This window comes from Mycobacterium sp. 852014-52144_SCH5372336, from assembly GCF_001665615.1.
Taxonomy (GTDB): Bacteria; Actinomycetota; Actinomycetes; order Mycobacteriales; family Mycobacteriaceae; genus Mycobacterium; species Mycobacterium neumannii_A.
Map to the genome: position 1 here is coordinate 222,890 of NZ_LZSW01000047.1, position 24,894 is coordinate 247,783.

The 24,894-nt window shown below is 67.0% G+C and carries 28 protein-coding genes and 1 pseudogene; 10 read left to right on the top strand and 19 right to left on the bottom strand.

Features of this window, described 5'->3' with window-relative positions; translation table 11 throughout:
* Positions 1–59: 59 nt before the first annotated feature.
* The 3 genes from clgR to pgsA form a co-directional block, all read right to left on the bottom strand.
* Positions 60–380 carry a transcriptional regulator ClgR gene (gene clgR, locus A5759_RS11755; protein WP_064395243.1) on the bottom strand — a complete coding sequence of 107 codons (321 nt, stop codon included), beginning with the start codon at positions 378–380 and terminating at the stop codon, positions 60–62.
* 83 nt (positions 381–463) lie between these two features.
* Positions 464–952 (bottom strand): CinA family protein, encoded by a 489-nt coding sequence (locus tag A5759_RS11760; protein ID WP_068197626.1) that lies wholly within the window; start codon positions 950–952, stop codon positions 464–466.
* Positions 930–1,526: a CDP-diacylglycerol--glycerol-3-phosphate 3-phosphatidyltransferase gene (gene pgsA, locus A5759_RS11765; protein ID WP_064426048.1), complete on the bottom strand. Its 597-nt coding sequence runs from the start codon at positions 1,524–1,526 to the stop codon at positions 930–932. Before pgsA ends, A5759_RS11760 begins: the two co-directional genes overlap by 23 nt.
* Before the next feature lie 41 nt (positions 1,527–1,567).
* Here pgsA and A5759_RS11770 point away from each other — a divergent pair, with 41 nt between their 5' ends.
* On the top strand, positions 1,568–2,077 hold the full coding sequence (locus A5759_RS11770; protein WP_068197628.1) for an amino-acid N-acetyltransferase: 510 nt from the start codon (positions 1,568–1,570) through the stop codon (positions 2,075–2,077).
* Between the two features lie 48 nt (positions 2,078–2,125).
* On the opposite strand, the gene A5759_RS11775 is transcribed toward A5759_RS11770, so the two are convergent.
* Positions 2,126–4,612: a DNA translocase FtsK gene (locus A5759_RS11775; RefSeq protein ID WP_082962086.1), complete on the bottom strand. Its 2,487-nt coding sequence runs from the start codon at positions 4,610–4,612 to the stop codon at positions 2,126–2,128.
* 98 nt (positions 4,613–4,710) lie between these two features.
* On the opposite strand from A5759_RS11775, the gene A5759_RS11780 reads away from it, so the two are divergent.
* The 4 genes from A5759_RS11780 to A5759_RS11795 all read left to right on the top strand — a co-directional run bounded on the left by A5759_RS11780 (position 4,711) and on the right by A5759_RS11795 (position 6,886).
* Positions 4,711–5,163 (top strand): DUF2834 domain-containing protein, encoded by a 453-nt coding sequence (locus A5759_RS11780; protein ID WP_068197631.1) that lies wholly within the window; start codon positions 4,711–4,713, stop codon positions 5,161–5,163.
* 68 nt (positions 5,164–5,231) lie between these two features.
* Positions 5,232–5,546, top strand: coding sequence for a putative quinol monooxygenase (locus A5759_RS11785; RefSeq protein WP_068197634.1), 315 nt, complete (start codon positions 5,232–5,234; stop codon positions 5,544–5,546).
* A complete protein-coding gene (locus A5759_RS11790) occupies positions 5,546–6,358 on the top strand; it encodes a mycofactocin-coupled SDR family oxidoreductase (RefSeq protein WP_068197637.1) in 813 nt (270 codons plus the stop codon). The genes A5759_RS11785 and A5759_RS11790 overlap by 1 nt, the downstream gene beginning before the upstream one ends.
* 156 nt (positions 6,359–6,514) lie before the next feature.
* The gene (locus tag A5759_RS11795) at positions 6,515–6,886 is read left to right on the top strand and encodes a hypothetical protein (RefSeq protein ID WP_068197640.1); all 372 of its coding nucleotides are present in this window, start codon (positions 6,515–6,517) and stop codon (positions 6,884–6,886) included.
* Positions 6,887–6,892: 6 nt separating this feature from the next.
* Here A5759_RS11795 and A5759_RS11800 read toward each other — a convergent pair whose 3' ends face one another.
* The 3 genes from A5759_RS11800 to thyX are packed head-to-tail and all read right to left on the bottom strand — an operon-like array spanning position 6,893 to position 10,263.
* Positions 6,893–8,572, bottom strand: a complete 1,680-nt coding sequence (locus tag A5759_RS11800) for a ribonuclease J (protein ID WP_068197643.1) — start codon at positions 8,570–8,572, stop codon at positions 6,893–6,895.
* Complete coding sequence (gene dapA / locus A5759_RS11805; RefSeq protein WP_068197646.1) at positions 8,572–9,474, bottom strand: 4-hydroxy-tetrahydrodipicolinate synthase; 903 nt, start codon at positions 9,472–9,474, stop codon at positions 8,572–8,574. Before dapA ends, A5759_RS11800 begins: the two co-directional genes overlap by 1 nt.
* 24 nt (positions 9,475–9,498) lie before the next feature.
* Positions 9,499–10,263, bottom strand: a complete 765-nt coding sequence (thyX, locus tag A5759_RS11810) for an FAD-dependent thymidylate synthase (protein WP_068197650.1) — start codon at positions 10,261–10,263, stop codon at positions 9,499–9,501.
* Between the two features lie 228 nt (positions 10,264–10,491).
* On the opposite strand from thyX, the gene A5759_RS11815 reads away from it, so the two are divergent.
* Complete coding sequence (locus A5759_RS11815) at positions 10,492–10,791, top strand: DUF4193 domain-containing protein (RefSeq protein WP_066841475.1); 300 nt, start codon at positions 10,492–10,494, stop codon at positions 10,789–10,791.
* 30 nt (positions 10,792–10,821) lie between these two features.
* On the opposite strand, the gene A5759_RS11820 is transcribed toward A5759_RS11815, so the two are convergent.
* The 3 genes from A5759_RS11820 to A5759_RS11830 are packed head-to-tail and all read right to left on the bottom strand — an operon-like array spanning position 10,822 to position 13,351.
* A complete protein-coding gene (locus A5759_RS11820) occupies positions 10,822–12,039 on the bottom strand; it encodes a winged helix-turn-helix domain-containing protein (protein ID WP_068197654.1) in 1,218 nt (405 codons plus the stop codon).
* A 33-nt stretch (positions 12,040–12,072) separates the two neighbouring features.
* Positions 12,073–12,561 carry a dihydrofolate reductase gene (locus A5759_RS11825; RefSeq protein WP_068197657.1) on the bottom strand — a complete coding sequence of 163 codons (489 nt, stop codon included), beginning with the start codon at positions 12,559–12,561 and terminating at the stop codon, positions 12,073–12,075.
* Positions 12,551–13,351, bottom strand: coding sequence for a thymidylate synthase (locus A5759_RS11830; RefSeq protein ID WP_068198288.1), 801 nt, complete (start codon positions 13,349–13,351; stop codon positions 12,551–12,553). The genes A5759_RS11825 and A5759_RS11830 overlap by 11 nt, the downstream gene beginning before the upstream one ends.
* Positions 13,352–13,394: 43 nt before the next feature.
* Between A5759_RS11830 and A5759_RS11835 the strand changes: the two genes are divergently transcribed.
* Both A5759_RS11835 and A5759_RS11840 read left to right on the top strand, forming a co-directional pair.
* Positions 13,395–14,135 (top strand): dienelactone hydrolase family protein, encoded by a 741-nt coding sequence (locus A5759_RS11835; protein WP_068197660.1) that lies wholly within the window; start codon positions 13,395–13,397, stop codon positions 14,133–14,135.
* A gap of 57 nt (positions 14,136–14,192) precedes the next feature.
* Positions 14,193–15,116: a CoA ester lyase gene (locus A5759_RS11840; RefSeq protein WP_068197663.1), complete on the top strand. Its 924-nt coding sequence runs from the start codon at positions 14,193–14,195 to the stop codon at positions 15,114–15,116.
* Here the strand turns inward: A5759_RS11840 and A5759_RS11845 are convergent.
* From A5759_RS11845 to dapB, 4 genes and pseudogenes are all read right to left on the bottom strand, one after another.
* Positions 15,110–15,568 (bottom strand): annotated as a pseudogene (locus tag A5759_RS11845) (hypothetical protein). The gene A5759_RS11840 and the pseudogene A5759_RS11845 sit on opposite strands and share 7 nt — an antisense overlap.
* Before the next feature lie 2 nt (positions 15,569–15,570).
* Positions 15,571–16,029, bottom strand: coding sequence for a flavodoxin family protein (locus tag A5759_RS11850; RefSeq protein ID WP_068197665.1), 459 nt, complete (start codon positions 16,027–16,029; stop codon positions 15,571–15,573).
* Positions 16,026–16,493: a hypothetical protein gene (locus A5759_RS11855; RefSeq protein WP_066841482.1), complete on the bottom strand. Its 468-nt coding sequence runs from the start codon at positions 16,491–16,493 to the stop codon at positions 16,026–16,028. Before A5759_RS11855 ends, A5759_RS11850 begins: the two co-directional genes overlap by 4 nt.
* The gene (gene dapB, locus A5759_RS11860; protein WP_068197671.1) at positions 16,493–17,227 is read right to left on the bottom strand and encodes a 4-hydroxy-tetrahydrodipicolinate reductase; all 735 of its coding nucleotides are present in this window, start codon (positions 17,225–17,227) and stop codon (positions 16,493–16,495) included. The genes A5759_RS11855 and dapB overlap by 1 nt, the downstream gene beginning before the upstream one ends.
* A gap of 92 nt (positions 17,228–17,319) precedes the next feature.
* Here dapB and A5759_RS11865 point away from each other — a divergent pair, with 92 nt between their 5' ends.
* The gene (locus A5759_RS11865; RefSeq protein WP_231984615.1) at positions 17,320–17,838 is read left to right on the top strand and encodes a general stress protein; all 519 of its coding nucleotides are present in this window, start codon (positions 17,320–17,322) and stop codon (positions 17,836–17,838) included.
* 19 nt (positions 17,839–17,857) lie between these two features.
* On the opposite strand, the gene A5759_RS11870 is transcribed toward A5759_RS11865, so the two are convergent.
* On the bottom strand, positions 17,858–18,373 hold the full coding sequence (locus tag A5759_RS11870) for an Lrp/AsnC family transcriptional regulator (protein ID WP_068197674.1): 516 nt from the start codon (positions 18,371–18,373) through the stop codon (positions 17,858–17,860).
* A gap of 89 nt (positions 18,374–18,462) precedes the next feature.
* Here A5759_RS11870 and ald point away from each other — a divergent pair, with 89 nt between their 5' ends.
* On the top strand, positions 18,463–19,575 hold the full coding sequence (gene ald / locus A5759_RS11875; protein ID WP_068197677.1) for an alanine dehydrogenase: 1,113 nt from the start codon (positions 18,463–18,465) through the stop codon (positions 19,573–19,575).
* Positions 19,576–19,792: 217 nt separating this feature from the next.
* Here the strand turns inward: ald and bla are convergent, their stop codons facing one another.
* From bla to rpsO, 4 genes are all read right to left on the bottom strand, one after another.
* The gene (gene bla / locus A5759_RS11880; protein WP_068197680.1) at positions 19,793–20,689 is read right to left on the bottom strand and encodes a class A beta-lactamase; all 897 of its coding nucleotides are present in this window, start codon (positions 20,687–20,689) and stop codon (positions 19,793–19,795) included.
* Between the two features lie 19 nt (positions 20,690–20,708).
* Entirely contained in the window at positions 20,709–22,049 is a 1,341-nt protein-coding gene (locus A5759_RS11885) for a pitrilysin family protein (protein ID WP_066841542.1), read from the bottom strand.
* Positions 22,027–24,285 carry a polyribonucleotide nucleotidyltransferase gene (locus A5759_RS11890; RefSeq protein ID WP_068197683.1) on the bottom strand — a complete coding sequence of 753 codons (2,259 nt, stop codon included), beginning with the start codon at positions 24,283–24,285 and terminating at the stop codon, positions 22,027–22,029. Before A5759_RS11890 ends, A5759_RS11885 begins: the two co-directional genes overlap by 23 nt.
* A 311-nt stretch (positions 24,286–24,596) precedes the next feature.
* Positions 24,597–24,866: a 30S ribosomal protein S15 gene (rpsO, locus tag A5759_RS11895; protein WP_064394493.1), complete on the bottom strand. Its 270-nt coding sequence runs from the start codon at positions 24,864–24,866 to the stop codon at positions 24,597–24,599.
* Between the last annotated feature and the right edge of the window lie 28 nt (positions 24,867–24,894).

Here is a 24,894-nt window from a genome sequence, read left to right on the forward strand (position 1 = left end):
CTGCCCAATCTATCGGGTCAGCGCGTATCACCACAGTCGGTCGTGGTCGGCTCAGCGCGTCAGGCGACCGCCATCGACACGACCTGCGGGATGACCACCTTGGTGGTGGCGTCGATGTTGGCGGCACCGGCGAAGGCGGCACTCTCCTCACGCTCCATCTCCTGACCGGCGTCGAAGAGCACCTGGGACAGCGGAACGTCGAGGGCACCGCAGATCGCGCTGAGCAATTCGCTCGAAGCTTCCTTGCGGCCGCGTTCGACCTCGGAGAGGTAGCCCAGGCTGACCCGGGCGGTGTCGGACACTTCGCGCAGGGTGCGTCCCTGGTCGACGCGGGCACGACGCAGCACGTCGCCGATCACCTCGCGCAGCAATGCCGTCATCGTGCTCTCCCTTCGGAGTCAGTGTCTGGGGATCCAATAGGGCAACGCTGAGCGTGGGCCTGTTGGTTCCCGGATGGCGCAGATCACTGTCGAGTGAGGGCCGACCGCAGGTGCACGACGGCCTCCCGGACCGCGGCGCGGCGGATGTCCCAGCGCGATCCGTCCAGCCGCAACTCGACGACGTCGGCCTCGACCGGCCCGGCGATGCCGAGGAACACCGTCCCGACGGGGTGGCCGCCATGGGGCTCGGGTCCGGCGACACCGGTGAGACCCACCCCCCAGGTCGCCTCGCAGCGCTGTCGGGCGCCCGCGGCGAGTGCGCGAGCGGTCGGCGCTGCGACGGGTCCTACCTCGTCGAGCATCTGGCGTGTCACCCCGGCCAGCGAGATCTTGGTGTCCTCTACATAGGTGACCAGGCCGCCGCGTAGCACCGCGCTCGCCCCCGGCACGCCGGCCAGTGTGGCCGCCAGCAGGCCTGCGGTCAGCGATTCGGCGGTCGCGACCGTCTGCCCGCGCACGGTGAGGTCGGCGACAAGCGCGCGGGCGTCGTCACTGACCAGCGGGTCGTCCACGGGAGTCCTTGATGGCCGTCACGACGTAATCGACCCCTGTGACGACCGTCAGGATGACCGCCGCGCACATGACCACCCACGCCGCGGCCAGCCACGCACCCGACAACGGCAGCACGAACAGCCCGATCGCCACCCCTTGGACGAGGGTCTTGAGCTTGCCGCCGCGGCTGGCCGGGATCACGCCGTGACGCAACACCGCGAACCGCAATACCGTGATGCCGATCTCCCGGGTCAGGATCACCACCGTGATCCACCACGGCAGGTCGCCCAATAGCGAAAGCCCGATCAGTGCAGCGCCGATGAGGGCTTTGTCCGCGATGGGGTCGGCCAGTGTCCCGAACTCGGTCACCATGCCGTAGTTGCGCGCCAGTGCCCCGTCGAACCGGTCGGTGATCACCGCGACGGTGAACACGACGAATGCGGCTATCCGCCAGAATGTTTCATGCCCGTCGCCGACGAACAGCACCACCAGGAAAACCGGAACCAACGCCATCCGCACGCCGGTGAGCACATTCGCGATGTTCGCTACACGGGCGCGCGGGACCAGCGGATCAGTATGGGGTTGGCCCGACACCGCAACAGAATATCGGTTGCTCGAACCGATACTCTCCACCTGTGAGCGCAGAATCCGGCGAGGTCGTCGTACGGCGTGCGCGAACCTCGGATGTCCCCGCCATCAAAACCTTGGTCGACATCTACTCCGGCAAGATCCTGCTGGAGAAGAATCTGGTGACGCTCTATGAGGCCGTTCAGGAATTCTGGGTCGCCGAACTGGGCGGCGAGCTGCTCGGCTGCGGCGCGCTACACGTGTTGTGGTCCGACCTCGGAGAGGTGCGCACCGTCGCCGTGCATCCCAAGGTCAGGGGCCAAGGTGTCGGGCACGCGATCGTCGACAGACTGCTCGACGTTGCGCGTGAGTTGCGCCTCGAGCGGATCTTCGTGCTCACCTTCGAAGTCGAGTTCTTCAGCAGGCACGGGTTTCGCGAGATCGACGGCACACCCGTCACCGCCGAGGTCTTCGAAGAGATGTGCCGCTCGTACGACACCGGTGTCGCCGAGTTCCTCGACCTGTCCTACGTCAAGCCGAACATCCTCGGCAACACGCGAATGCTGTTGACCCTTTAGCGATTTGTGCACACTTTGTTGCGCTGAGCGCTCCTAACGGTGCACAAATCACTCGTCGTCTTCTGGGGTGTCGGCGCCGCGGATCGACGCGAGCGTCGCCGCCAATTCGTCGGGTTTGACGAGAACCTCACGGGCCTTGGAACCCTCGCTCGGCCCGACGATGTTGCGGGTCTCCATCAGATCCATCAACCGGCCCGCCTTGGCGAAGCCGACGCGCAGTTTGCGCTGCAACATCGACGTCGACCCGAACTGGCTCGACACCACCAACTCGACCGCCTGCAGGAAGACGTCCATGTCGTCGCCGATGTCGGGGTCGACGTCGGTGCGCTCGCTGTTGGTCTTGGCGTTGGTGACGCCCTCGGTGTACTCCGGTTCGGCCTGCGACTTGGTCGCTTCCACGACGGCGTGGATCTCGTCGTCGGTGATGAACGCGCCCTGCAGACGGATCGGCTTGTTGGCCCCCATCGGCAGGAACAACCCGTCACCCATGCCAATCAGCTTCTCGGCGCCCTGCTGGTCGAGGATGACGCGGCTGTCGGTCAACGACGACGTGGCGAACGCCAACCGTGACGGCACGTTGGTCTTGATCAGGCCGGTGACGACGTCCACCGACGGCCGCTGCGTGGCCAGCACCAGGTGAATGCCTGCCGCGCGAGCCTTCTGGGTGATGCGCACGATCGCATCCTCGACATCGCGCGGGGCGGTCATCATGAGGTCGGCCAACTCGTCGACGATCGCGACGATATACGGGTAGGGCTTGTACTCACGCTGACTGCCGAGCGGCGTGGTGATCTCGCCGGAGCGCACCTTCTTGTTGAAGTCGTCGATATGGCGCACGCGTGAGGCCTGCATGTCCTGATAGCGCTGCTCCATCTCCTCCACCAGCCACGCCAACGCGGCGGCGGCCTTCTTCGGCTGGGTGATGATTGGCGTAACGAGGTGCGGAATGCCCTCGTAGGGAGTCAGTTCCACCATCTTCGGGTCGATCAGGATCATCCTGACCTCTTCCGGCGTGGCCCGCACCAGCAGCGACACCAGCATCGAGTTCACGAAGCTCGACTTACCGGAACCGGTCGAGCCGGCGACCAGCAGATGCGGCATCTTGGCGAGGTTCGCCGAGATGTACTCGCCCTCAATGTCTTTGCCCAAACCGATGACGAGCGGGTGGTGATCACCACGGGTACTCGGATCGGTGAGCACGTCGGCCAGGCGGACCATCTCGCGGTCCACGTTGGGAACCTCGATACCGACCGCACTCTTGCCCGGGATCGGCGCCAGCATCCGGACACTCTCGGTCGCGACCGCATAGGCGATATTGCGTTGCAGCGCAGTGATCTTCTCGACCTTGACGCCCGGACCGAGCTCGACCTCGTACCGGGTGACGGTCGGGCCGCGAGTGCATCCGGTGACCGATGCGTTGACCTTGAACTGGTCGAGCACCTCAGTGATCGCCTCGATCATCCGATCATTGCCCGCGCTCCGCCGTTTCGGAGGATCGCCGGCGATCAGAAGTTCGAGCGACGGTAGCGCGTACGGTCCGTCGACCACGCGGTCCAGCGTCATCGTCGACTGCTTTTGCTTCTTCTTACGCGTCTTGGCGGTCGGTTCGGGAATCGTCGGCGCTTCGTCGGAGAGCGGGTAGTTCTCCATCGGCGTGCCGGTCGGCCAAGCCTGTTCGGCGTCGTAGGCGTTCGGGTCGCCGGGTGGGAATGAATCGTCGTAGTAGCCGTCGGAGAAATCGTCGGACTCGGATATGACGGCGGTGTCCTCGTCGTCGTACTCGTCGTAGTCGTATTCGTCGTAGCCGCGGGCGGAGAACATGGAGCGCACGGTCGAGGGCACTTCGCGAATCGTCGTGCCGGTCACCAGCAATACGCCGAACAACACACCGATGAACAACAGCGGGGCGGCGATCCAGGCGGTCAGCCCATCGGAGAGAGGACCGCCGATCGCGAACCCGAAGAAGCCCGAGGCATGTCGACGTGCCGCCGGATCCTGCGGCGAACCGGCCCACAGATGCCACAACCCGAGCGCGGGCAGCGCGATCATCACCGAACCCAGGATCAGCCTCGGCCTGGCGTCCGGATCCGGTTCAGTGCGCATCAGCGTCACACCGACTGCGGCCAGGGCGATGGGAACGAGTACGACGGCCGCGCCGATCAGCGTCCGCCAGAACGTGTCGAGCCAGTCCCCCACCGGACCGGCGGCGCCGAACCACGAACTCGCCGCGATGATCACCGCCAGGCCCAGCAGCGCCAGGGCGATGCCGTCACGCCGATGACCGGCTTCCAGGTCGCGGGCCCGACCCACCGAACGCGCGGTGGTGCCCGCGCCTTTGGCCACCATCAGCCAACCCGCCCGCACACCGCGGCCCACCGCGGCACCGGCCGACGAAATGGGTGACGACGTCCGACGCGGTGACGTGGTCTTTCGCGGCGCCGGCTTGCGGCGCGGCGCGGCCCGGCCACCGGAGCGCGCACTCTGTTTCGACCTGGTGGAACGGGTTCCAGAGCGCGCGGCGGTCTTACTAGGCATGCCTGTAAGCCTAGTCGCTTCAGCCCCAGAATCACCATCTGCCACACGGGTAACAGGTTCGTATCGATTGACACGCTTTTGCGACTTACCGTGCGGAAATGACCGAAACCAACACGTCGGCGGGCCTGCCGACCACCACCAAAGTGCTGTGCGCTGCGTACGGCAGCATCGCGGTCGTCGCGCTGATCGCCACCTGGAGCCAGAACCTGGCCTACCTCGACCGTGGGGCAGACTTCCTCCGCGTGTTCTGGGAAGAAACCAAGGTCAACCCGGCGTCGCGATCCATCACCGCCGACATCACCCTGTTTCTGCTCGCTGCGGTGATCTTCATGGTGTTCGAGGCACGCAAGCACGGCATCCGCTTCGTCTGGATCTACGTCATCGCCTCGTTCCTCATCGCGATCAGCGTGACGTTCCCGTTGTTCCTCCTGGCGCGGGAGTTGCGCATCCACCGCACCGAGGCCCCGCGGATCGGTATCGGGGACACCGTCGGGCTCGTTCTCGTCGCGGTGCTTGCCGTGGCGTTCACGATCTGGATCGACGTGGTCTGAACGTCGCAGGTGTCGCTGGGTAGGCTGTGCACTCGTCCAGCAGCACTCACCGAGGAGTCACGCCGCAAATGCCTGTCGTAGTCGTCGCCACCATGACCGCCAAACCCGAATCCGTTGACACGGTGCGGGCTGCCTGTAAGAAGGCCATCGAGGCGGTCCACCAGGAGCCCGGCTGCGAGCTCTACGCGCTGCACGAGGCCAACGGCACCTTCGTGTTCGTCGAGCAGTGGGCCGACGAGGATGCCCTCAAGACGCACAGCACCGCTCCGGCCATCGGTGAGCTGTTCGGCGCGGTGGGCGAGCACCTCGACGGGGCGCCGGACATCAAGATGCTGCAGCCGGTTGTCGCCGGCGACCCGAGCAAGGGCGCGCTGCGGTCCTGATGCCCGGGCTCGCAGGCAAAGTCGCGTTCATCACGGGTGCGGCGCGCGGGCAGGGCCGCGCGGAGGCGGTGAAGTTGGCCTCCGAGGGCGCCGACATCATCGCCGTCGACCTCTGCGACCAGATCGCCTCGGTGCCCTACCCATTGGCGACGGCCGACGATCTGGCCGAGACCGTGAAGCTCGTCGAGGACACGGGCGCGCGAATAGTGACGCGGCAGGCCGACGTTCGCGACCAGGATGCTCTGGCGTCGGCGTTGCAGGCCGGTGTCGACGAGTTCGGCCGTCTCGACATCGTCGTCGCCAACGCCGGTATCGCGCCGATGCAATCGGGCGCCGACGGGTGGCGCGATGTGATCGACGTGAACCTCACCGGCGTCCATCACACGGTCGAGGTCTCCAAGGCTGCGCTGATCGCCACCGGCGAGGGCGGCTCGATCGTGCTCACCAGTTCGGTCGTGGGCCTGGTCGGAATGGGCAGCGACGATCCTGGCGCCATTGGCTACGTCGCCGCCAAACACGGCATCGTCGGGTTGATGCGGCTGTATGCCAATCTGCTTGCACCGCACAGTATCCGGGTCAACTCGGTGCATCCTGCCGGCGTGGACACCCCGATGATCAATAACGAAGCGACGCGGCAGTGGCTGGGCAGCATCGCGGAGAAGAGCCCGCAGGACATGGGCAACGCACTTCCGGTGCAGGTGTTGCAACCCGAAGACATCGCCAACGCGGTGGCGTGGCTGGTCTCCGACGCGGCGCGTTACGTCACCGGTGTCGCGCTTCCCGTCGACGCGGGGTCGGTCAACAAGCGTTAGCCTCGCGCCGGTACTTACCCGGCGGATAGGAAATTCTTCCTCACTCGGCGATGGATTCTGGCGGCAGAGCCATTACGGGTCTGCGGTGCATTCGGCAGCCTTTCTTTCAGCAGCACCGCAACTCAGCACCCCCAGCAATCGACCGAAGGAACGAACATGAGATCACTCATCACCACCGCGGCCACGGCCGTCGCGGCCCTTGCCGCGCTCGCTACTGCCACCAATGCGAGCGCGGTGCCCGAATGGGATATCGGCGCATACGACCAGTGCTGGAATTCCGGAATCGGGCAAGGTTTCACTCAAGAGGAGTTCGACGAGCACGTCCACCACTGCTGCGTCAATTCCGGCGGCGTGTGGAACGCCGCCCTGGAGAAGTGCCAGTCTCCGCCCGCGGAGGAGGCCACTATCCGTCCCCAACTTCCGTCGACCGTCTTCACGGCCACATTCGCCCCCGCTCCGCCACCGGTAGTCCGCAATCCCGGGTTGGTCCAAAGCGCTACGCCTGCAATCGTCGGACGGGTGCGCTGAGACGAGTCAGATCTCGATGACCGTCGGCACGATCATCGGCTGGCGCCGGTAGACCTCCCCTACCCATTTACCGACGGCGCGCCGCGACGCTTGGGCGATGCGGTTGATATCGGTGACCCGTTCGGCCACAAGCGCTTCGAGTGCCTCTTCGACTTGGCGGGTGGCCGGCTCGAGAGCCTTCGGGTCCTCGGAGAAGCCGCGGGAGTGCAGGTGCGGCGCCGCCGCGGGCTTACCGGTGCCGCGCTGGACGACGACGGTGATGCCGATGAACCCTGAAGAGAGCGTGAGCCGTTGACCGACCACGGCGTCCCCCACATCGCCGGTGACCAGCCCGTCCACGAACATCTTGCCTGTGGGCACCGCGCCCGCGATCGACGCCCGTCCGGCCACCAGGTCGACGCTCACGCCGTTCTCGGCCAGCACGATGTTGTCCTCGGGAACCCCTGTGCGGGCGGCCAAACCGGCGTTGGCACGCAACATCCGCCAGGTGCCGTGCACGGGCATCACGTTGCGCGGGCGCACGCCGTTGTAGAGAAACAGCAGTTCACCGGCGTAGGCGTGCCCGGTAACATGCACCCGCACTTGCGCATTCGTGACGACACGCGCGCCGATCTTCGCCAGCGCGTCCAGCACCCCGAAGATCGCTTCCTCGTTGCCCGGTATCTGCGACGACGACATGATGATGAGGTCGCCCGCGGTCAAGGTGATGCTGCGGTGTTCACCGCGCGACATCCGCGACAGCGCCGCCATCGGCTCCCCCTGTGTGCCGGTGGTGACGAGTACGACGCGTTCAGGCGCCATCATCTCCGCGGCGCCGATGTCGATGATGTCGTCATCGTTTTCCAGCGTGAGGTATCCGAGTTCCTTGGCGATGCCCATATTGCGGACCATCGACCGGCCGACGAACGCCACCTTGCGGCCAAGCGCCACCGAGGCGTCGATGATCTGCTGTACGCGACCGACATTGGAGGCGAAGCAGGCCACGATGACCCGGCCCTGGGCGCTGCGGATCAGCCGGTGCATGTTCGGGCCGATCTCGCTCTCTGACGGCCCCACCCCGGGAATCTCGGCATTGGTTGAATCGCACAGGAACAGGTCCACCCCGGCATCGCCGAGCCGCGACATACCGGGCAGGTCGGTGGGCTTCCCGTCGGGCGGAGACTGATCGAGCTTGATGTCGCCGGTGTGCAGCACCGTGCCGGCGCCGGTGTGGATCGCGATGGCCAGGCAGCCGGGTATCGAGTGGTTGACCCCGAAGTATTCGCACTCGAACACGCCGTGTCTGGAACTCTGGCCCTCGTCGACTTCGACGAAGACGGGTTTGATCCGGTGTTCGCGGCACTTCTCGGCCACCAGGGCGAGCGTGAACTTCGAACCGACCACCGGGATGTCGCGGCGAAGCTTGAGCAGGAAGGGGATCGCGCCGATGTGGTCCTCGTGCGCGTGGGTCAGTACCAGCGCCTCCACCTCGTCGAGGCGGTTCTCGATAAGGCGCAGGTCGGGCAGGATCAGGTCGACGCCGGGCTCGTCGTGGGTGGGGAACAAGACCCCGCAGTCGACGATCAGCAACCGGCCCAGATGCTCGAATATGGTCATGTTGCGGCCGATTTCGCTGATCCCGCCCAGCGCAGTGACCCGAAGTCCGCCTGGGGCCAGTGGCCCCGGTGGGTTGAGTTCTTCGTTCACTACCGCAGCACCGCGGCCGCCCGCATATCTGCGGCCAGCGCGTCGAGTTGTGCGGGGGTGGCCGGTACTTGCGGCAGCCGGGGGTCACCGGCGTCGAAGCCCTGAAGTCGCAGCCCCGCCTTCGACAGCGTCACGCCACCGAGCCGGGCCTGCGCGTCGACCAGCGGGCCCAGCGTGACGTTGATCTTGCGGGCCGTCGCGATATCGCCGGATTGGAAGGCCGAGAGCATATCTCGCAGCTGGCTGGCGGCCAGGTGGCCCCAGACGCTGACGAATCCGACGGCGCCCATGGCCAACCAGGGCAGGTTGAGCGCGTCGTCCCCGGAGTAGTACGCCAGCCCGGTCTCGGCGATGATCTGCCCGCCGCCGTGCAGATCGCCCTTGGCGTCCTTGACGGCCACGATGTTGGGGTGCTCGGCGAGCATGCGCAGCGTCTCCCACTGGATGGGCACCACCGACCGCGGCGGGATGTCGTAGAGCACCACCGGGAGCGGCGTCGCATCGGCCACCGCGGTGAAGTGGGCCAGCAACCCAGCCTGCGGCGGGCGCGAGTAGTACGGCGTCACCACCAGGAGCCCGTGTGCGCCCTCGGCCGCACACGCTTTGGCCAGATGCACGCTGTGCGCGGTGTCATAAGTGCCCGCACCGGCGATGATGCGCGCCCGGTCACCCACGGCGTCGAGCACCGCCCGCAGCAGTGCGATCTTCTCGGCATCGGTCGTGGTAGGCGACTCGCCGGTGGTGCCGGACAGCACCAGGCCGTCACAGCCGGCGTCGACGAGTCGTGTCGCCAGCTGGGCCGCGGCTTGGGTGTCGAGCATGCCGTCGGGCTTGAATGGAGTCACCATCGCGGTCAGCACGGTGCCCAACCGGGCCCTCACATCGATTCCGCTGGTGCTCACGGGGCTCAGATTACTCGTTGATGGTCACGCTTCCGTGGCCAGAGGGGATGTGGCGACCTCCGTGCCGTCGGACAGCGTGGAGATCTCGAAGTCGCTGAACACCTGGGGTGCGACGTCGACCAGGTGGCGCAGGCACTCGATAGCCAGCCGACGAATCTCGACATCGGCGTGCTCGCTGGCCCGCATCGCGATGAAATGCCGCCACGCGCGGTAGTTGCCGGTCACGACGATGCGGGTCTCGGTGGCGTTGGGCAGCACCGCACGGGCGGCCTGTCGCGCCTGCTTGCGGCGCAGCACCCCGAGCTTCTCGCCGGGCTCGTCGCCCCTGAACTTGGCTTCGAGGCGTTCGAGCAGCTCGGTGTAGGCGGCGCGGCTGGCGTCGGCGGCGGCGGCGAACATCTCGGTCAACTCGGGGTCGTCCTCGATGCCCGGCGGCACCACCACCTGCGCGTCGTGCTCGGGAACGTACCGCTGCGAGAGCTGCGAATACGAGAAGTGGCGGTGACGGATCAGCTCGTGTGTGCACGACCGCGAAATGCCGGTGATGTAGAACGACACGGAGGCGTGCTCGAGCACCGAGAAATGCCCGACGTCGATGATGTGCCGAATGTAGGCCGCGTTGGTGGCGGTGCGCGGATTGGGCTTCGACCAGCTCTGATAGCACGCGCGGCCGGCGAACTCGACGAGCGCGGGTCCGCCGTCGGCGTCGGTTTCCCATGGCACTTCCGGCGGCGCGGTGAACTCCGTCTTGGCGATCAGCTGGACGCGCAGCGGCGAGGTCTCGGCCACGGCTCACCCTAACGCGGGCCGTCGGTGATGCCCGTGAGCGCCGAGATTGCGCCGAGCCGACCACCGAGTGTGCGGTTTCATCCGCGACTCGCCGGTCGCAGCGGATCAGATCGCACATTCGGCGGCGAACCAAGCGAAGAATCCAGGTTTCGACCGCGCGCGGGCCGGGAACAAATCCGTTCTCAATCGGTGTTACCCAAACGCCGATCTAGAGAGGGAGGGTGACCAATGGCCACCGATTACGACGCACCCCGTGTGAAGGAAACCGACGAAGCTGTCGATGAGTCACTCGAGGCGATCGCCGCCCGGCGCGGTCAGGCTGACATCGCAGTTCTCGACGTCGATGACGGCGACGCGGTCGACCCGATCATCCTGCCCGATATGGACCTGTCCGGTGAGGAGCTCACGGTCCGGGTGATCCCGAAGCAGGCCGACGAGTTCACCTGCTCGAGTTGCTTCCTGGTGCAGCACCACAGCCGGCTCGCACTGCAGTCAGGCGACCGCACGATCTGCGCGGACTGCGTCTGAGCGTCGTTTCCGGCCGGGTGTCGGGTTGTGTCAACCCGACTCTCGGCGCAAGTCGTCGACCAGGTCCCCGTTCGCGCCGACCATGATGTCTGACAACCCGAGCCACGACGCCATGGTCCGCAGTTCGTCCGCCAACACCGGAGCTACCCGCGACCGCTCTGCGCCCTCCTCCGCGAACGCACCCACAACGTGCAGGACGCCCGCGGCCCGATCGGCCTTCAAGTCCACCCTTCCGACCAGTTCACCGTCGACCAGAAACGGCCACACGTAGTAGCCGTACTGCCGCTTCGGCGCCGGGGTGTAGATCTCGATGCGGTACCTGAAGCCGCCGAACAAGCGCTCCACCCGCGGCCGGAAGAAGATCAGCGGGTCGAAGGGGCACAGCAGCGCCGTTCCGCGGTCGCGTCGCGGAATGATCTGTCCCGCCCGCAGATACGCCGGTCCCTTCCAACCGTCGACCTCCACCGGTTCCAGCTCGCCGTCGGCGACCAGTTTCGCGATCGCAGGCTTCACCTGCGTCGGCGACAACCGGAAATAGTCGCGGATGTCCTGCTCGGTGCCCACCCCGAGAGCGCCCGACGCCCTCAGCACCAACTCCCTGACGGCGTCCGCCTCATCGACCTCACGGGTGAACACCTCCGGCGGCAGCACCCGCTCCGACAGGTCGTAGTGCCGGGCGAATCCGACCCGAGTGGCCGTCGTCAGCACCCCCGAGGCGAACAACGCCTCGGTCACCCACTTCGTGTCGCTGCGGTCCCACCACGGACCCTTCCGGCCGCGTTGTTCGGCGCCCAGATACGCCTCGATCTCGCCTGCGGTCGACGGGCCCAACTCCGTCACGGCGCTGACCACGTCGTCAACCAGCTTGGCGTTCTTCTTGACGATCTCCTTGCCCCACCGGCCGTGCGTGTACTCGCGCATCCGCCACCGCATCAGCGGCCAGTCGTCGACGGCCATCAGCGCTGCCTCGTGCGCCCAGTACTCGACCAGTATCCGAGGAGCGCGCACCGAATGACTCCACGCCGCCCGATCGAGCACATCGCGGTCGTACGGGCCGAGCCGGCTGAACACCGGCGCGTAGTGGGCGCGCACCGACACCGACACCGAGTCCAGCTGCAGGACCTGGATCCGAGAGATCAGCCTGCGCAGGTGTGCACGCGTGACCGGGCCCCGCGGACGCGGCTCGGCGAAGCCCTGCGCGGCGACGGCGACACGGCGGGCCTGATCGGCCGTGAGTCTGGTCGGCACGACTTCATCGTGCCGGACGCCACCGACAGTGCGTCAGCGCCGCCGGTAGCTGTAGAAGCGGTAGCGCAATCCCGAGGTGCTGGTCAGCCAATCCCCCGCCGCACCGATCCACGACTCGTCGAGCACCGGGGCCATCACGTCGGAGTCCTGACGCGGCAGGTCGATCTCGACCTCGGTCACCTCGCAGCGGGTGGCGACCTGCAGGGCTGCCAGGTAGATCTGCGCGCCGCCGATCACCCAGACCGGGTCATCGGTCAACGCCTCGTCCAGCGACGCCACCACCTCTGCCCCCTCGGCCGCATAGTCGCGCCGGTGGGTGAGCACCACGTTACGACGCCCGGGCAACGGACGGACCCTGGCGGGCAGCGACTCCCACGTCAACCTGCCCATCACGACGGTGTGGCCCATCGTCAGTTCCTTGAATCGGGCCTGGTCCTCGGGCAGGCGCCACGGGATACCACCGCCGCGGCCGATGACACCAGAGCTCGACTGCGCCCAGATGAGCCCGACGTTAGACCGCAACCGGGGCCTTGATCGCCGGATGCGGGTCGTAATTGAGGATGGCCACGTCGTCGTAGGTGTAGTCGAAGATCGAATCGCGCGGCGCGAGAACGAGTTCAGGGTACGGCCGGGGATCGCGGCTGAGCTGCAACTGCACCTGCTCGACGTGATTGTCGTAGATGTGGCAGTCGCCGCCCGTCCAAATGAACTCGCCGACCTCCAACCCGGTCTGCGCCGCCATCATGTGGGTCAGCAGCGCGTAGCTGGCGATGTTGAACGGCACCCCGAGGAACAGATCGGCGCTGCGCTGATACAGCTGGCACGACAGTTTGCCGTCGGCGACGTAGAACTGGAAGAACGCGTGGCACGGCGGCAACGCCATCTGCGGAATCTCCCCGACGTTCCAGGCCGAGACGATGTTGCGGCGCGAGTCGGGATCGGACTTCAGCAGCTCCAGCGCGGCGCTGATCTGGTCGATGTGCTCGCCCGACGGCGTCGGCCACGATCGCCACTGCACCCCGTACACGGGGCCCAGATCCCCTGTCGGAGAGGCCCATTCGTCCCAGATGGTGACGCCGCGCTCCTGCAGCCAGCGTACGTTCGAGTCGCCGCGCAGGAACCACAGCAGCTCGTAGACGATCGACTTGGTGTGCACCTTCTTGGTGGTGATCAGGGGAAAGCCGGCCGCGAGGTCGTAGCGCATCTGGTGGCCGAACACGCTGCGGGTTCCGGTACCGGTGCGGTCCGACTTGGGGGTCCCGCGCTCCATCACCAGCCGCAGAAGATCCTCGTACGGGGTGGCGATCGGCACGTCGGTCAGCTTACTTCCAGACCCGGCGAGTAGAACGGAGGCCATGCCGAGCATCTCCGCGACCGTCACGACTCCTGACGGCACCTGCCCCGTGACCCTGCACACCCCGAACGGCCCCGGACCGTGGACCGGTGTCGTGATGTACGTCGACGCCGGCGGGGTCCGCGACACCTTTCAGGAGATGGCCGCGCGGCTGGCGGGCTTCGGCCACGCCGTGCTGCTCCCCGACGTGTACTACCGCCACGGCGACTGGGAGCCGTTCGACATGCAAACCGCGTTCACCGACCCGAAGCAGCGCAAACGCCTGTTCGGAATGATCTCCTCGATCACCCCGGACATGATGGCCTCCGACGCCGCGGCGTTCTTCGACTTCCTGCAGTCGCGGCCGGAGGTCAAGGGCGACGCATTCGGCGTCTGCGGCTACTGCATGGGCGGGCGGACCTCGGTCATCGTGGCCGGTCGTGTACCCGACCGGGTCGCGGCGGCGGGATCGTTCCACGCCAGTGGCCTGGTCACCGACGAACCCACCAGCCCGCACCTGCTCGCCGACCGGATGAAGGCCACCGTCTATGTCGCAGGCGCAAAGAAGGACCAGGGCTTCACGAACGCGCACGCCGAGACCCTCGACAAGGCTCTGACCGCAGCGAACGTCACCCATACGGTGGAGTTCTATCCAGCCGGCCACGGCTTCGCGGTGCCCGACAACGCCCCGTATGACGAAGAGGCCGCCCAACGGCACTGGATCGCTCTGCAGGAGCTGTTCGAATCCGCTCTGCCCAATTGAGGCGCATTCCACCGGGTCCGATCACAACCTTCCGGGGCGATACGCGACGATAATCCGATGGACGTTCAGGATCACGGCGCTCACGCGGACCACGAGGACGTCGGCTCGCGTATCGACCCGGTGCTGGCCCGCAGTTGGCTGCTGGTGAACGGCGCACAGTACGACCGGTTCGCCCCTGCCGTGCGGTCCCGAGCCGACATCGTCGTGCTGGACATCGAGGACGCGGTCGCGCCGAAGGACAAGACCGTCGCCCGCGACAACGTCATCCGCTGGCTGACCGAGGGCAACACCGACTGGGTGCGCGTCAACGGCTTCGGAACGCCGTGGTGGGCCGACGACCTCGACGCGCTCGCGAGAACGTCGGTCGGTGGGGTGATGCTGGCGATGGTCGAATCCGTCGACCACGTCACCGAAACGGCCACTCGGCTACCGGGGGTGCCGATCGTCGCGCTGGTCGAGACGGCCCGGGGGCTCGAACGCATCACCGCGATCGCCGCGGCCAAGGGCACGTTCCGGCTGGCCTTCGGCATCGGCGACTTCCGGCGCGACACCGGCTTCGGCGAGAGTCCGACCACCCTTGCTTACGCGCGGTCGCGGTTCACGATCGCTGCCAAGGCCGCCCACCTCCCGAGCGCGATCGACGGCCCGACGGTCGGTTCGAGTGCGCTCAAGCTCAGCGAGGCCACGGCGGTGTCGGTCGAATTCGGTATGACGGGCAAGATCTGCCTGACACCCGAGCAGTGCACCACGGTCAACGAGGGGCTTTCCCCGTCGCCCGAGGAAATCGCCTGGGCCAAAGAGTTTTTCGTCGAGTTCGAACGCGACGGCGGTGAGATCCGCAACGGGTCCGATCTGCCCCGTATCGCCAGGGCGAACAAGATCCTCGATCTGGCCCGCGCGTACGGCATCGAGGTCTCGGAGTTCGACGACGTCGACGATCCGGCGCACATCCCGGCTCCGTCGGACACCTACCACTACTGAGGTCTACGACGTCCGCGCAGCACCATCTGCAGCGACCGCAGCAGACCGCGTGCGGCGTAGATCCCGGCGACAATCGTCGCGAGGATCATCACGATGAACATCAGCAGCCAGTTCGTCCGGTCGTGGTCGACGTTCCACTAGACGATGGTGAATAGAATCGCGCAGAGAAACACCACGATGTCGCGCCAGCTGCCGCGATAGGACATCGCCGCCAGCCGCAGGTCGCGGCTGCGCTCAGCGGCGCTGATCATGTCTTCGATGCGATGGTCGATGCTGGCTTTCAGCCGCGCCTTGAGTTCGGGTTGGTCGTCGGGTATGCGCTCGAGCAGGTCCATGTCTTTGGCGATCATTCCGCGGAAGTCAGGTCCGCGCAGGTTGCCCGCGGCGATCCCGAGCAGGGCCCCGCCGGCGAGTGGCGCTGCGCCCAAGGCGAGTTCGGCGATTCCCGGCATGGCTAGTCCTCCATCAACGTCGCGGCCAGTGTGCCACCGAGTTCGTAGGCGCGTTCGCGTACACCGGCGTCGACGCCACCGATGACCTCGAGCGCATCGGCGGCCTTGGTCAGGGCGAGCCCGGCCGCGAGCTTGTCCACCGCGTTGACCGCGCCGACGGTGTCGTTGTTGCCGTGCACCCACACGCCGTACGGCCGGCCGCCGACGTGATCGAGGCTCGGGTAGTAGACGGTGTCGAAGAAGTGCTTGAGCGCCCCGCTCATGTACCCGAAGTTGGCCGTGGTCCCGAACAGGTAGCCGTCCGCGTCGAGCATGTCGGGCAGGGTGGCGGCCAGCGCCGGACGAACCACGGTCTCGACGCCCTCGATGTCGGGATCCCCGGCGCCGGCGAGGACGGCCTCGAGCAGTTCGCGGGTTCCCGGCGACGGGGTGTGGTGCACGACCAACAGAGTCCTACTCATCGGTCCCGCTCCTCCATCTCGACAGCCCTCTTCATCGCTTCGCGCGCCCGGCTGCGGTCACCGGCGTAGTCGTAGGCACGCGCCAGGCGATACCACCGTCGCCAGTTCTGCGGGTCGTTGTCCAGTTCCGCACGCACGGTGACGAACAACGCGTCGGCGGCGTCGCGCTGGATTCGCCCGGACGGCATCCGCGGCAGCGCGCTGACGTCGAGTTCCATCCCCTCGTCATGGCAGATCCGCGCGAGCCGCTGATGGGCCAGGCCGGCGCGCAGCGTGCTGAGCATGGCCCACAGCCCGATCAGCGGAAGCACCATCAGCGCCAGCCCCAACCCGACTGCGGCGGGCTCCCCGGTCGTGACGAATGCCATCGCCAGGCGGCCGAGCAGCACGAAGTACACGACCAGCGCCACACACATGAAGCCGATCAGCAGTTGGATGCGCAGGACGCGCCCGCCTTCGGCCATCAGAGGTCGAGGAGCGGCTCGATACCCACGGTGAGCCCCGGCCGTTCGGCCACCCGCCGCACCGCGAGCAGGACTCCGGGCACAAAGGAGGTCCGGTCCAGACTGTCGTGCCGGATCGTCAGCGTCTCCCCCTGCGTGCCGAACAGCACCTCCTGATGAGCGACCAGCCCCGCCAGGCGCACCGAATGCACCGGAACCCCGTCGACGTCAGCACCCCGCGCACCGTCAAGACCGGTGCTGGTGGCGTCGGGGTTGGGCGGCATGTCTTTTCGCGCCTCGGCGATGAGCCGCGCGGTGCGCGCCGCGGTGCCGGACGGGGCGTCGGCCTTGTACGGATGATGCAGCTCGATGACTTCGACCGATTCGAAGTGCCGCGCGGCCTGCTGCGCGAAATGCATGGACAGCACCGCGCCGATCGCGAAGTTCGGCGCGATCAGGACCGCTGCCTCCGGTTTGGCGCCCAGCCAATCCCGGACGGTGGCCAACCGCTCGTCGGTGAACCCGGTGGTGCCGACGACGGCGTGTATCCCATTGCCGATGAGGAACTCGAGGTTGTCCATCACGACATCGGGGTGGGTGAAGTCGATGACGACCTCGGTCTGGCTGTCGGTCAGCAGGCTCAATGGGTCGCCCGCGTCGACTCCCGCGGTGAAAGTCAGGTCTTCGGCGGCTTGCACGGCCTCCACCATCGTCGCGCCGACCTTGCCCTTTGCCCCCAGCACTCCGACTCGCATGGCGTCACCTTATCCACCCGGGGCCCTGCTTGATCGACGCGACCGGATCGGCGCATTCGGTGGCGGCACCCCCTGAAAGCGGGTAACCATGCATGACGACACCGGAACGACAGCAGATGGAGTTCGAAGTGACGGATATCAGTGGACGGCCCGAGCAGCAGGTGGGCGATCAGCGGCCCGCACGCCAGGTCATCGCGACGTTCGACAACTACCCCGACGCGCAACGGCTGGTGGACCGCATGTCCGACGGCGGCTTCCCCGTCGAGCACGTGCGCATCATCGGCGACGATCTGCGCACGGTCGAACGCGTCACCGGACGTATGACCAAGGGGCGGGCGGCGTTCGCCGGCGCAGCGAGCGGCGCCTGGTTCGGGTTGTTCATCGGGCTGCTGTTCGCGATTTTCACGGTGGGTCCGGTGTGGATCGTGACCATGCTGATCGCGCTGGCGATCGGCGCGTTCTGGGGCGCGGTGTTCGGGTTCGTCGCGCATGTGGCGACCAGAGGCGAGCGGGACTTCTCCAGCGTCGAGACACTCGAAGCCCGGCGCTACGAGGTGTGCGTGCCGCCGCAGTACGCCGCCGACGCGGCGCGTTACATCCAAATGCCCTGAGCGACAATGCCTCCCGCCGCTAGAGCGGCGACGCCCCTCGCAGGTGTTCGAAGATCAGCGACGTCTGCGTACCGGCCACGTCGGCGTCGGCGTTGAGGTTCTCCACCACGAACGACCGTAGGTCGTCGGTGTCACGCGCGGCGACGTGGAGGATGAAGTCGTCGGCACCCGCGAGGAAGTACACGTCCATCACCTGCGGCCTGCGCCGGATCTGCTGGATGAAGCTGTGGATCCGCCCGCGAGCGCTGGACTGCAGGCTCACCGAGATCATCGCCTGTAGCGGCAGACCGATCGCGGCCGGATCGATGTCGGTGTAGAAACCGCGTATCACCCCCGACTCCTGCAGTCGGCGGACCCGGCCGTGGCACGTCGACGGCGCAATCCCGACCGCCTCGGCCAGTGCGTTGTTCGACATTCGCGCGTCACGGTGCAGCGCGGTGAGAATCCGGCGGTCGACGTCGTCGAGGGGAACCGGGCGAACATCCTTCGGGCCGACGCCCCCCGAGACCCGTGAGAATAAAGATATTTCGCTCATACCGCGACCTTACAGAATTTCAAGCGCAGGAATCGCTGATCAAATGAAGCTTCTTCACACTGGAGGCAGAAACCAGCAGAGGAGCGATCATGCGTGTCGGCGTCCCGACCGAGATCACGAACAACGAATACCGGGTTGCGATCACCCCGGCCGGAGTCGCCGAGTTGGTGCACCGCGGCCACGAGGTGATCATCGAAGCCGGTGCCGGCGACGGTTCGGCAATCTCGGACGCCGATTTCAAACGCGCAGGCGCGCAGCTCATCACCAGCGCCGACCAGGTGTGGGCCGAGGCCGAACTCCTGCTCAAGGTCAAGGAGCCGATCGAAGCCGAATACCACCGGATGCGTCGGGGCCAGACGCTGTTCACCTACCTGCACCTCGCCGCGTCGCGGACGTGCACCGAAGCGCTGCTGGCTTCGGGGACGACGTCGATCGCCTACGAAACCGTCCAGACCGCCGACGGCGCCCTTCCGCTGCTGGCCCCGATGAGCGAGGTTGCCGGACGGTTGGCGGCCCAGGTCGGGGCCTACCACTTGATGCGCAGCCACGGTGGCCGCGGCGTCCTGATGGGCGGCGTGCCGGGCGTGGCTCCCGCCGACGTCGTCGTGATCGGCGGCGGCGCCGCCGGCCGCAATGCCGCGCGGGTGGCCGCGGGCATGGGCGCGCACGTCACCGTGTTCGACGTCAGCCTCGACAAGCTGCGCGACGTGGATGCGGAGTTCGGCGGGCGCGTCGGAACCCGGTACTCGTCGGTCCTGGAGCTCGAGGACGCGGTGAAGGACGCCGACCTCGTCGTCGGCGCGGTCCTGGTGCCGGGCGCCAAAGCGCCGAAATTGGTGACGAATTCGACTGTCGCCCACATGAGGCCGGGCGCGGTGCTGGTCGACATCGCCATCGACCAGGGCGGGTGCTTCGGGGATTCGCATCCGACCACGCACGACGACCCGACGTATGCCGTGCACGACACGCTCTTCTACTGCGTCGCCAATATGCCCGGCGCGGTGCCCCGCAGCTCGACCTTCGCCCTGACCAACGCGACCATGCCGTACGTGCTCAAGCTGGCCGAGGCGGGCTGGCGGGCGGCGTGCCGGGCCGATGCCTCGCTCGCGAGGGGTCTGTCCTCCCACGACGGCGCCCTGCTGTCCGCACGGGTCGCCGCCGACCTCGACCTGCCGTACACGGATCCGTCGATGCTGCTCTGAGCCCACGCTCACCGTGTTTGCCGGGCACCCTTAAACGTGCCGGTGCAAAAAGATAGGGATTCGCCCGATTCCTCCGTCGCGCTCCATGCCATACCGTTTAGTCCAGCGGCTGGCGCTCGGTGCAGGGGGGCGAAGAGCGTGGGGGGACAGCCGCTGACAAGCCAGCTTGACCCGGTCCCGAGGGGTGACCGGGCAAAGCTGGCGCCTTCGTCCGATATCAGGTCAGAAGGCCGGCGACCAGCACAGACGCCACTTCACCGACCAGCTGCCGGTCGTTCGGGACGTCGGGGTCGTTTGCCGCGGTCCTGGTCATGATCGCCAGCAGCAATCGCTCACCGGCCGGGCCGAACGCGATACCGACGTCGTTGGTGCTCGCGAAGTCACCGCTGCCGGTCTTGTCGGCCGTCGCCCAGCCCGGCGGCAGCACCGGTCGCACGCTCGATGTCTGATTGGCCCGCATCCAGTCCTCGAGGTGCCGGCGTTGCGGCTCGGCGAGCGCGTTGCCGGTGAGTATCGCCCGGTAACCGTTTCCGATGGCCTCGGGTGTGGTGGTGTCGCGCGGATCTCCGGGGACCGCCGCGTTCAGCTCGATCTCCCAGCGGTCGAGTCGGGACCGTTCGTCGCCGATGCTGCGGGCGAAGTCGGTCACGCCGGACGGACCACCGATCACCCGTAGCAGCCAGTTGCCCGCGGCGTTGTCGCTTCGCTGCAGGGCGGCCTGACACAGCTGCGCCAGCGTCATCGTCTGCCCGACGTGCGCCTCGGTCACCGGCGAGTTGGGCACGATATCGCCCGGCTCGATGGTGATGCGATCGGTGAGCGCGAGCTCACCGCGCTCGGCCTTCTGCAGCACCCGCGCGGCGGCGTAGGTCTTGAACGTCGAGCACATCGCGAACGGGTCCTGCGCGCGATGCGCGATGGTGCGCCCGGTGCCGAGATTGGTTGCGAACACCCCGATCAACGCGTTCTGCCGACGCTCCATCTCGCCGAGCCGGTCCTCGATCGGCTGTAAGGGACGGCTGGGGTCGGCCATGACGGCCTTGTGCGGTGATGCGGCGAGCGCCGCGAGTGTCAATCCACCGATCAGAACGTGACGACGCGGTAACCCAGTCATGGGGCTCCAGCGTAGGTGATCAGCCGGCGATGGCCCGAAGCGGCTGAGGCAGTGACCGTTTCGATTGAAGCGGACCCAACACGGCGCCACCGTAGGGCCGCCGCAGAAGCCGGCGCGCGACGGCGTTGACCTCGTCGAGCGTGACCGCGTCGATCTTCGCCAACGTCTCGTCGATGGTGCGGTGTTCACCGAAATGCAGTTCGCTGCGGCCGATGCGGTTCATTCGCGAGCCCGAATCCTCCAGGCCGAGCACCAGTCCGCCGCGCAGTGAACCCTTCGCGATCCGGCACTCGTCTTCGGTGATCCCGTCGCTTGCGACAGCCTCGAGCACATCGGTGGTCACACGGGCAACCTCGTCGAAGCGGTCCGGCAGGCAACCCGCGTACACCGACAGCGCGCCGCTGTCGGAGAAGGTGTCGATCGTCGAGTACACCGAGTACGCCAACCCGCGGGCCTCCCGAATCTCCTGGAACAGCCGCGAACTCAGGCCCCCGCCGAGCGCGGTGTTCAGCACCGACAGCGCCCAGCGGTGCTCCCAGTGCCGTCCCGGGGTGCGCACACCGAGCGAAAGGTGCGTCTGTTCGGAGTCCCGGTTGACCAGTTCCAGGCTCGGGCGTCCACCCACCCGGCCGGCGCCCTTGCGGGGCGGCACCGGTGTGCGGCCACGCATCAGACGCGCGCCGAAGTACTCGCGCGCCAGCGACACCACGTCGTCGTGATCGACGTTGCCCGCCACCGCGAGCACCATCCGCTCGGGGGTGTAGCGGCGGACGTGGAAGGAGTGCAGTTGGGCGCGTGTCATCGAGGAGATCGAGTCCACGCTGCCGATCACCGGGCGTCCAACCGGATGCGAGCCGAACATCGCGGCGAGGAACTCGTCGCCGAGGGTGTCCTCGGGATCGTCGTCGCGCATCGCGATCTCCTCGAGCACCACGTCGCGTTCGACCTCGACGTCCTCGGCCGCGCACTGTCCGCGCAAGACGACGTCGGCGACGAGGTCGACGGCCAACTCCAGATCGGAGTCGAGCACGTGCGCGTAGTAGCAGGTGTGCTCGCGGGCGGTGAAGGCGTTCAGCTCACCGCCGACCGCGTCGACGGCCTGCGCGATGCTCACCGCCGACCGGGTCGGCGTCGACTTGAACAGCAAGTGCTCGAGGAAGTGGGCCGCGCCCGCGACACTCGGGCCCTCGTCGCGCGAACCGACGTTGACCCATAGCCCGACCGACGCCGAATGCACCGACGGGAGGTACTCGGTGACCACACGCAGGCCACCGGGTAACACCGTGCGACGCACTGCCTCCGCTGATCTGTCGCCACGTTCGGTGTGGCGCAACGCCCTAACTGCTGGCCGCTGCGGCATCTGCCGGCGCGGCGTCGGAATTGGACGCGGCTCCATCTTCCTGTTCGTCGACCAGGATCAGCGAGATCTTCCCGCGGTTGTCGATGTCGGCGATCTCCACACGCAACTTGTCGCCGACCTTGACAACGTCCTCGACCTTGGCGATCCGCTTGCCACGTCCCAGCTTCGAGATGTGGACAAGCCCGTCGCGACCCGGAAGCAGCGACACGAAGGCGCCGAAATCCGTTGTCTTGACGACGGTTCCGAGGAACCGCTCGCCGACCTTGGGCAGCTGCGGATTGGCGATCGCGTTGATCTTGTCGATCGCCGCCTGCGCCGAGGGTCCGTCGGTCGCGCCGACGAACACCGTGCCGTCGTCCTCGATGGAGATCGACGCGCCGGTCTCTTCGGTGATCTGGTTGATGATCTTGCCTTTGGGCCCGATCACCTCGCCGATCTTGTCGACGGGCACCTTGATGGTGGTGATCCGCGGGGCGTACGGGCTCATCTCGTCGGGCCCGTCGATGGCCTCGGCCATCACCTCGAGGATCGTCAGCCGGGCGTCCTTGGCCTGCGACAGCGCACCGGCCAGCACCTGCGACGGAATGCCGTCGAGCTTCGTGTCCAACTGCAGCGCGGTGACGAACTCCTTGGTGCCCGCGACCTTGAAGTCCATGTCGCCGAACGCATCCTCGGCACCGAGGATGTCGGTGAGCGCGACGAACCGGCGCTCGGTCTTGCCATCAACCTCGATGTCGTCGGACACCAGGCCCATCGCGATGCCCGCGACCGGAGCCTTGAGCGGCACACCGGCGTTGAGCAGCGCGAGCGTCGATGCGCACACCGAGCCCATCGACGTCGAACCGTTGGAGCTCAACGCCTCCGACACCTGGCGGATCGCGTACGGGAACTCCTCGACGCTGGGCAGCACGGGCACCAGCGCCCGCTCCGCCAGCGCACCGTGGCCAATCTCGCGGCGCTTCGGCGAACCGACACGGCCGGTCTCACCGGTCGAGTAGGGCGGGAAGTTGTAGTGGTGCATGTAGCGCTTGGAGGTTTCGGGCCCCAGCGAGTCGATCTGTTGGGCCAGCTTCATCATGTCCAGCGTGGTGACGCCCAGGATCTGGGTCTCGCCGCGCTCGAACAGCGCGCTGCCGTGCGCCCGCGGGACGACGGCGACCTCGGCGCTCAGCGCGCGGATGTCGGTGATGCCGCGCCCGTCGATGCGGAAGTGGTCAGTCAGGATGCGTTGGCGCACAAGCTTTTTGGTCAGCGAGCGGAACGCGGCGCCGACCTCCTTCTCGCGGCCCGCGTACTGCTCGGCCAGCCGTTCGAGCACCTCGGCCTTGATCTCGTCGGTGCGGCCGTTGCGCTCGGCCTTACCGGCGATGGTCAACGCCTCCGACAACGCGTCGGTGGCCACCGAGGCGACAGCGTAGTAGACGTCTTCGCCGTACTCGGGGAACACCGGGTAGTCGGCGGTCGGCTTGGCGGCGCGCTGCGCCAGCTCCTGCTGGGCTGCGCACAGGCTCGCGATGAACGGTTTGGCGGCCTCCAGGCCCTCGGCCACGACGCTCTCGGTGGGCGCCTGCGCACCGCCGGCGATCAACTCGACGACGTTGTCGGTGGCCTCGGCCTCGACCATCATGATCGCCACGTCGCCGCCCTCGATGGCACGACCGGCGACGACCATGTCGAACACCGCCCGCTCGAGCTGCTCGACGGTCGGGAAGGCGACCCAGGTCCCGTCGATCAGCGCGACACGCACGCCGCCGACCGGCCCGGAGAACGGCAGGCCCGCGATCTGCGTGGACGCTGACGCGGCGTTGATCGCGACCACGTCGTACAAATCCTTGGGATCCAGACTCATCACGGTGACCACGACCTGGATCTCGTTGCGCAGGCCGGCGACGAACGTCGGCCGCAGCGGGCGGTCGATCAGCCGGCAGGTCAGGATCGCGTCGGTCGATGGGCGGCCCTCGCGGCGGAAGAACGAACCGGGGATGCGACCCGCGGCATACATGCGCTCTTCGACGTCGATGGTCAACGGGAAGAAGTCGAAATGGTCTTTAGGGGTCTTGCTGGCCGACGTCGCCGAGAGCAACATCGTCTCGTCGTCGAGGTAGGCGACGACGGCGCCGGCGGCCTGCTGGGCCAGCCGGCCGGTCTCGAAACGGATGGTGCGGGTGCCGAAGCTCCCGTTGTCGATCACGGCGGTCGCTTCGTACACGCCGTCTTCAATTTCAACTACAGACATAGGTGTCCGTATGGCCTCTCTGGTTCAGTGTCTCCACTGTTTAGCTGTTTTCGCGTCGTCACAGCGCTTGAACCACCGGCCTCGATGCGGCTACGGCCATCGATCGAAGCTGCCGGCAGTTCTTCCGGCAGCCACTACCGAAGACCGCGCGATCGAGCAGGTCCTGGTTATGACACGCGGGAACGGTGCTCGCGGAGCTGCGAAAACCGCACCCAGGTCGTTCGCGCCTCAATGGCAGTCGAACGAGGCCATCGTACTCTGCGAGGAGTACCCGGCCGAATCCCGTCGCGCGTTCGGGCGCCGGTACAAGGTCAGCGACGCAGGCCGAGTCGTTCGATCAGCGTGCGGTACCGCTGGACGTCGACCTGGGCCACGTACTTGAGTAGCCGGCGCCTGCGGCCGACGAGCAGCAGCAGACCACGCCGAGAGTGGTGATCGTGCTTGTGCACCTTCAGGTGCTCGGTGAGGTCGATGATTCGCTTGGTCAGCAGCGCGACCTGAGCCTCCGGCGAGCCGGTATCGGTGTCATGCAGGCCGTAGTCGCTCAGGATCGACTTTTTCTCTTCGGCGGTAAGCGCCACGAAACAACTCCATCTTTTTCAGTCCGCG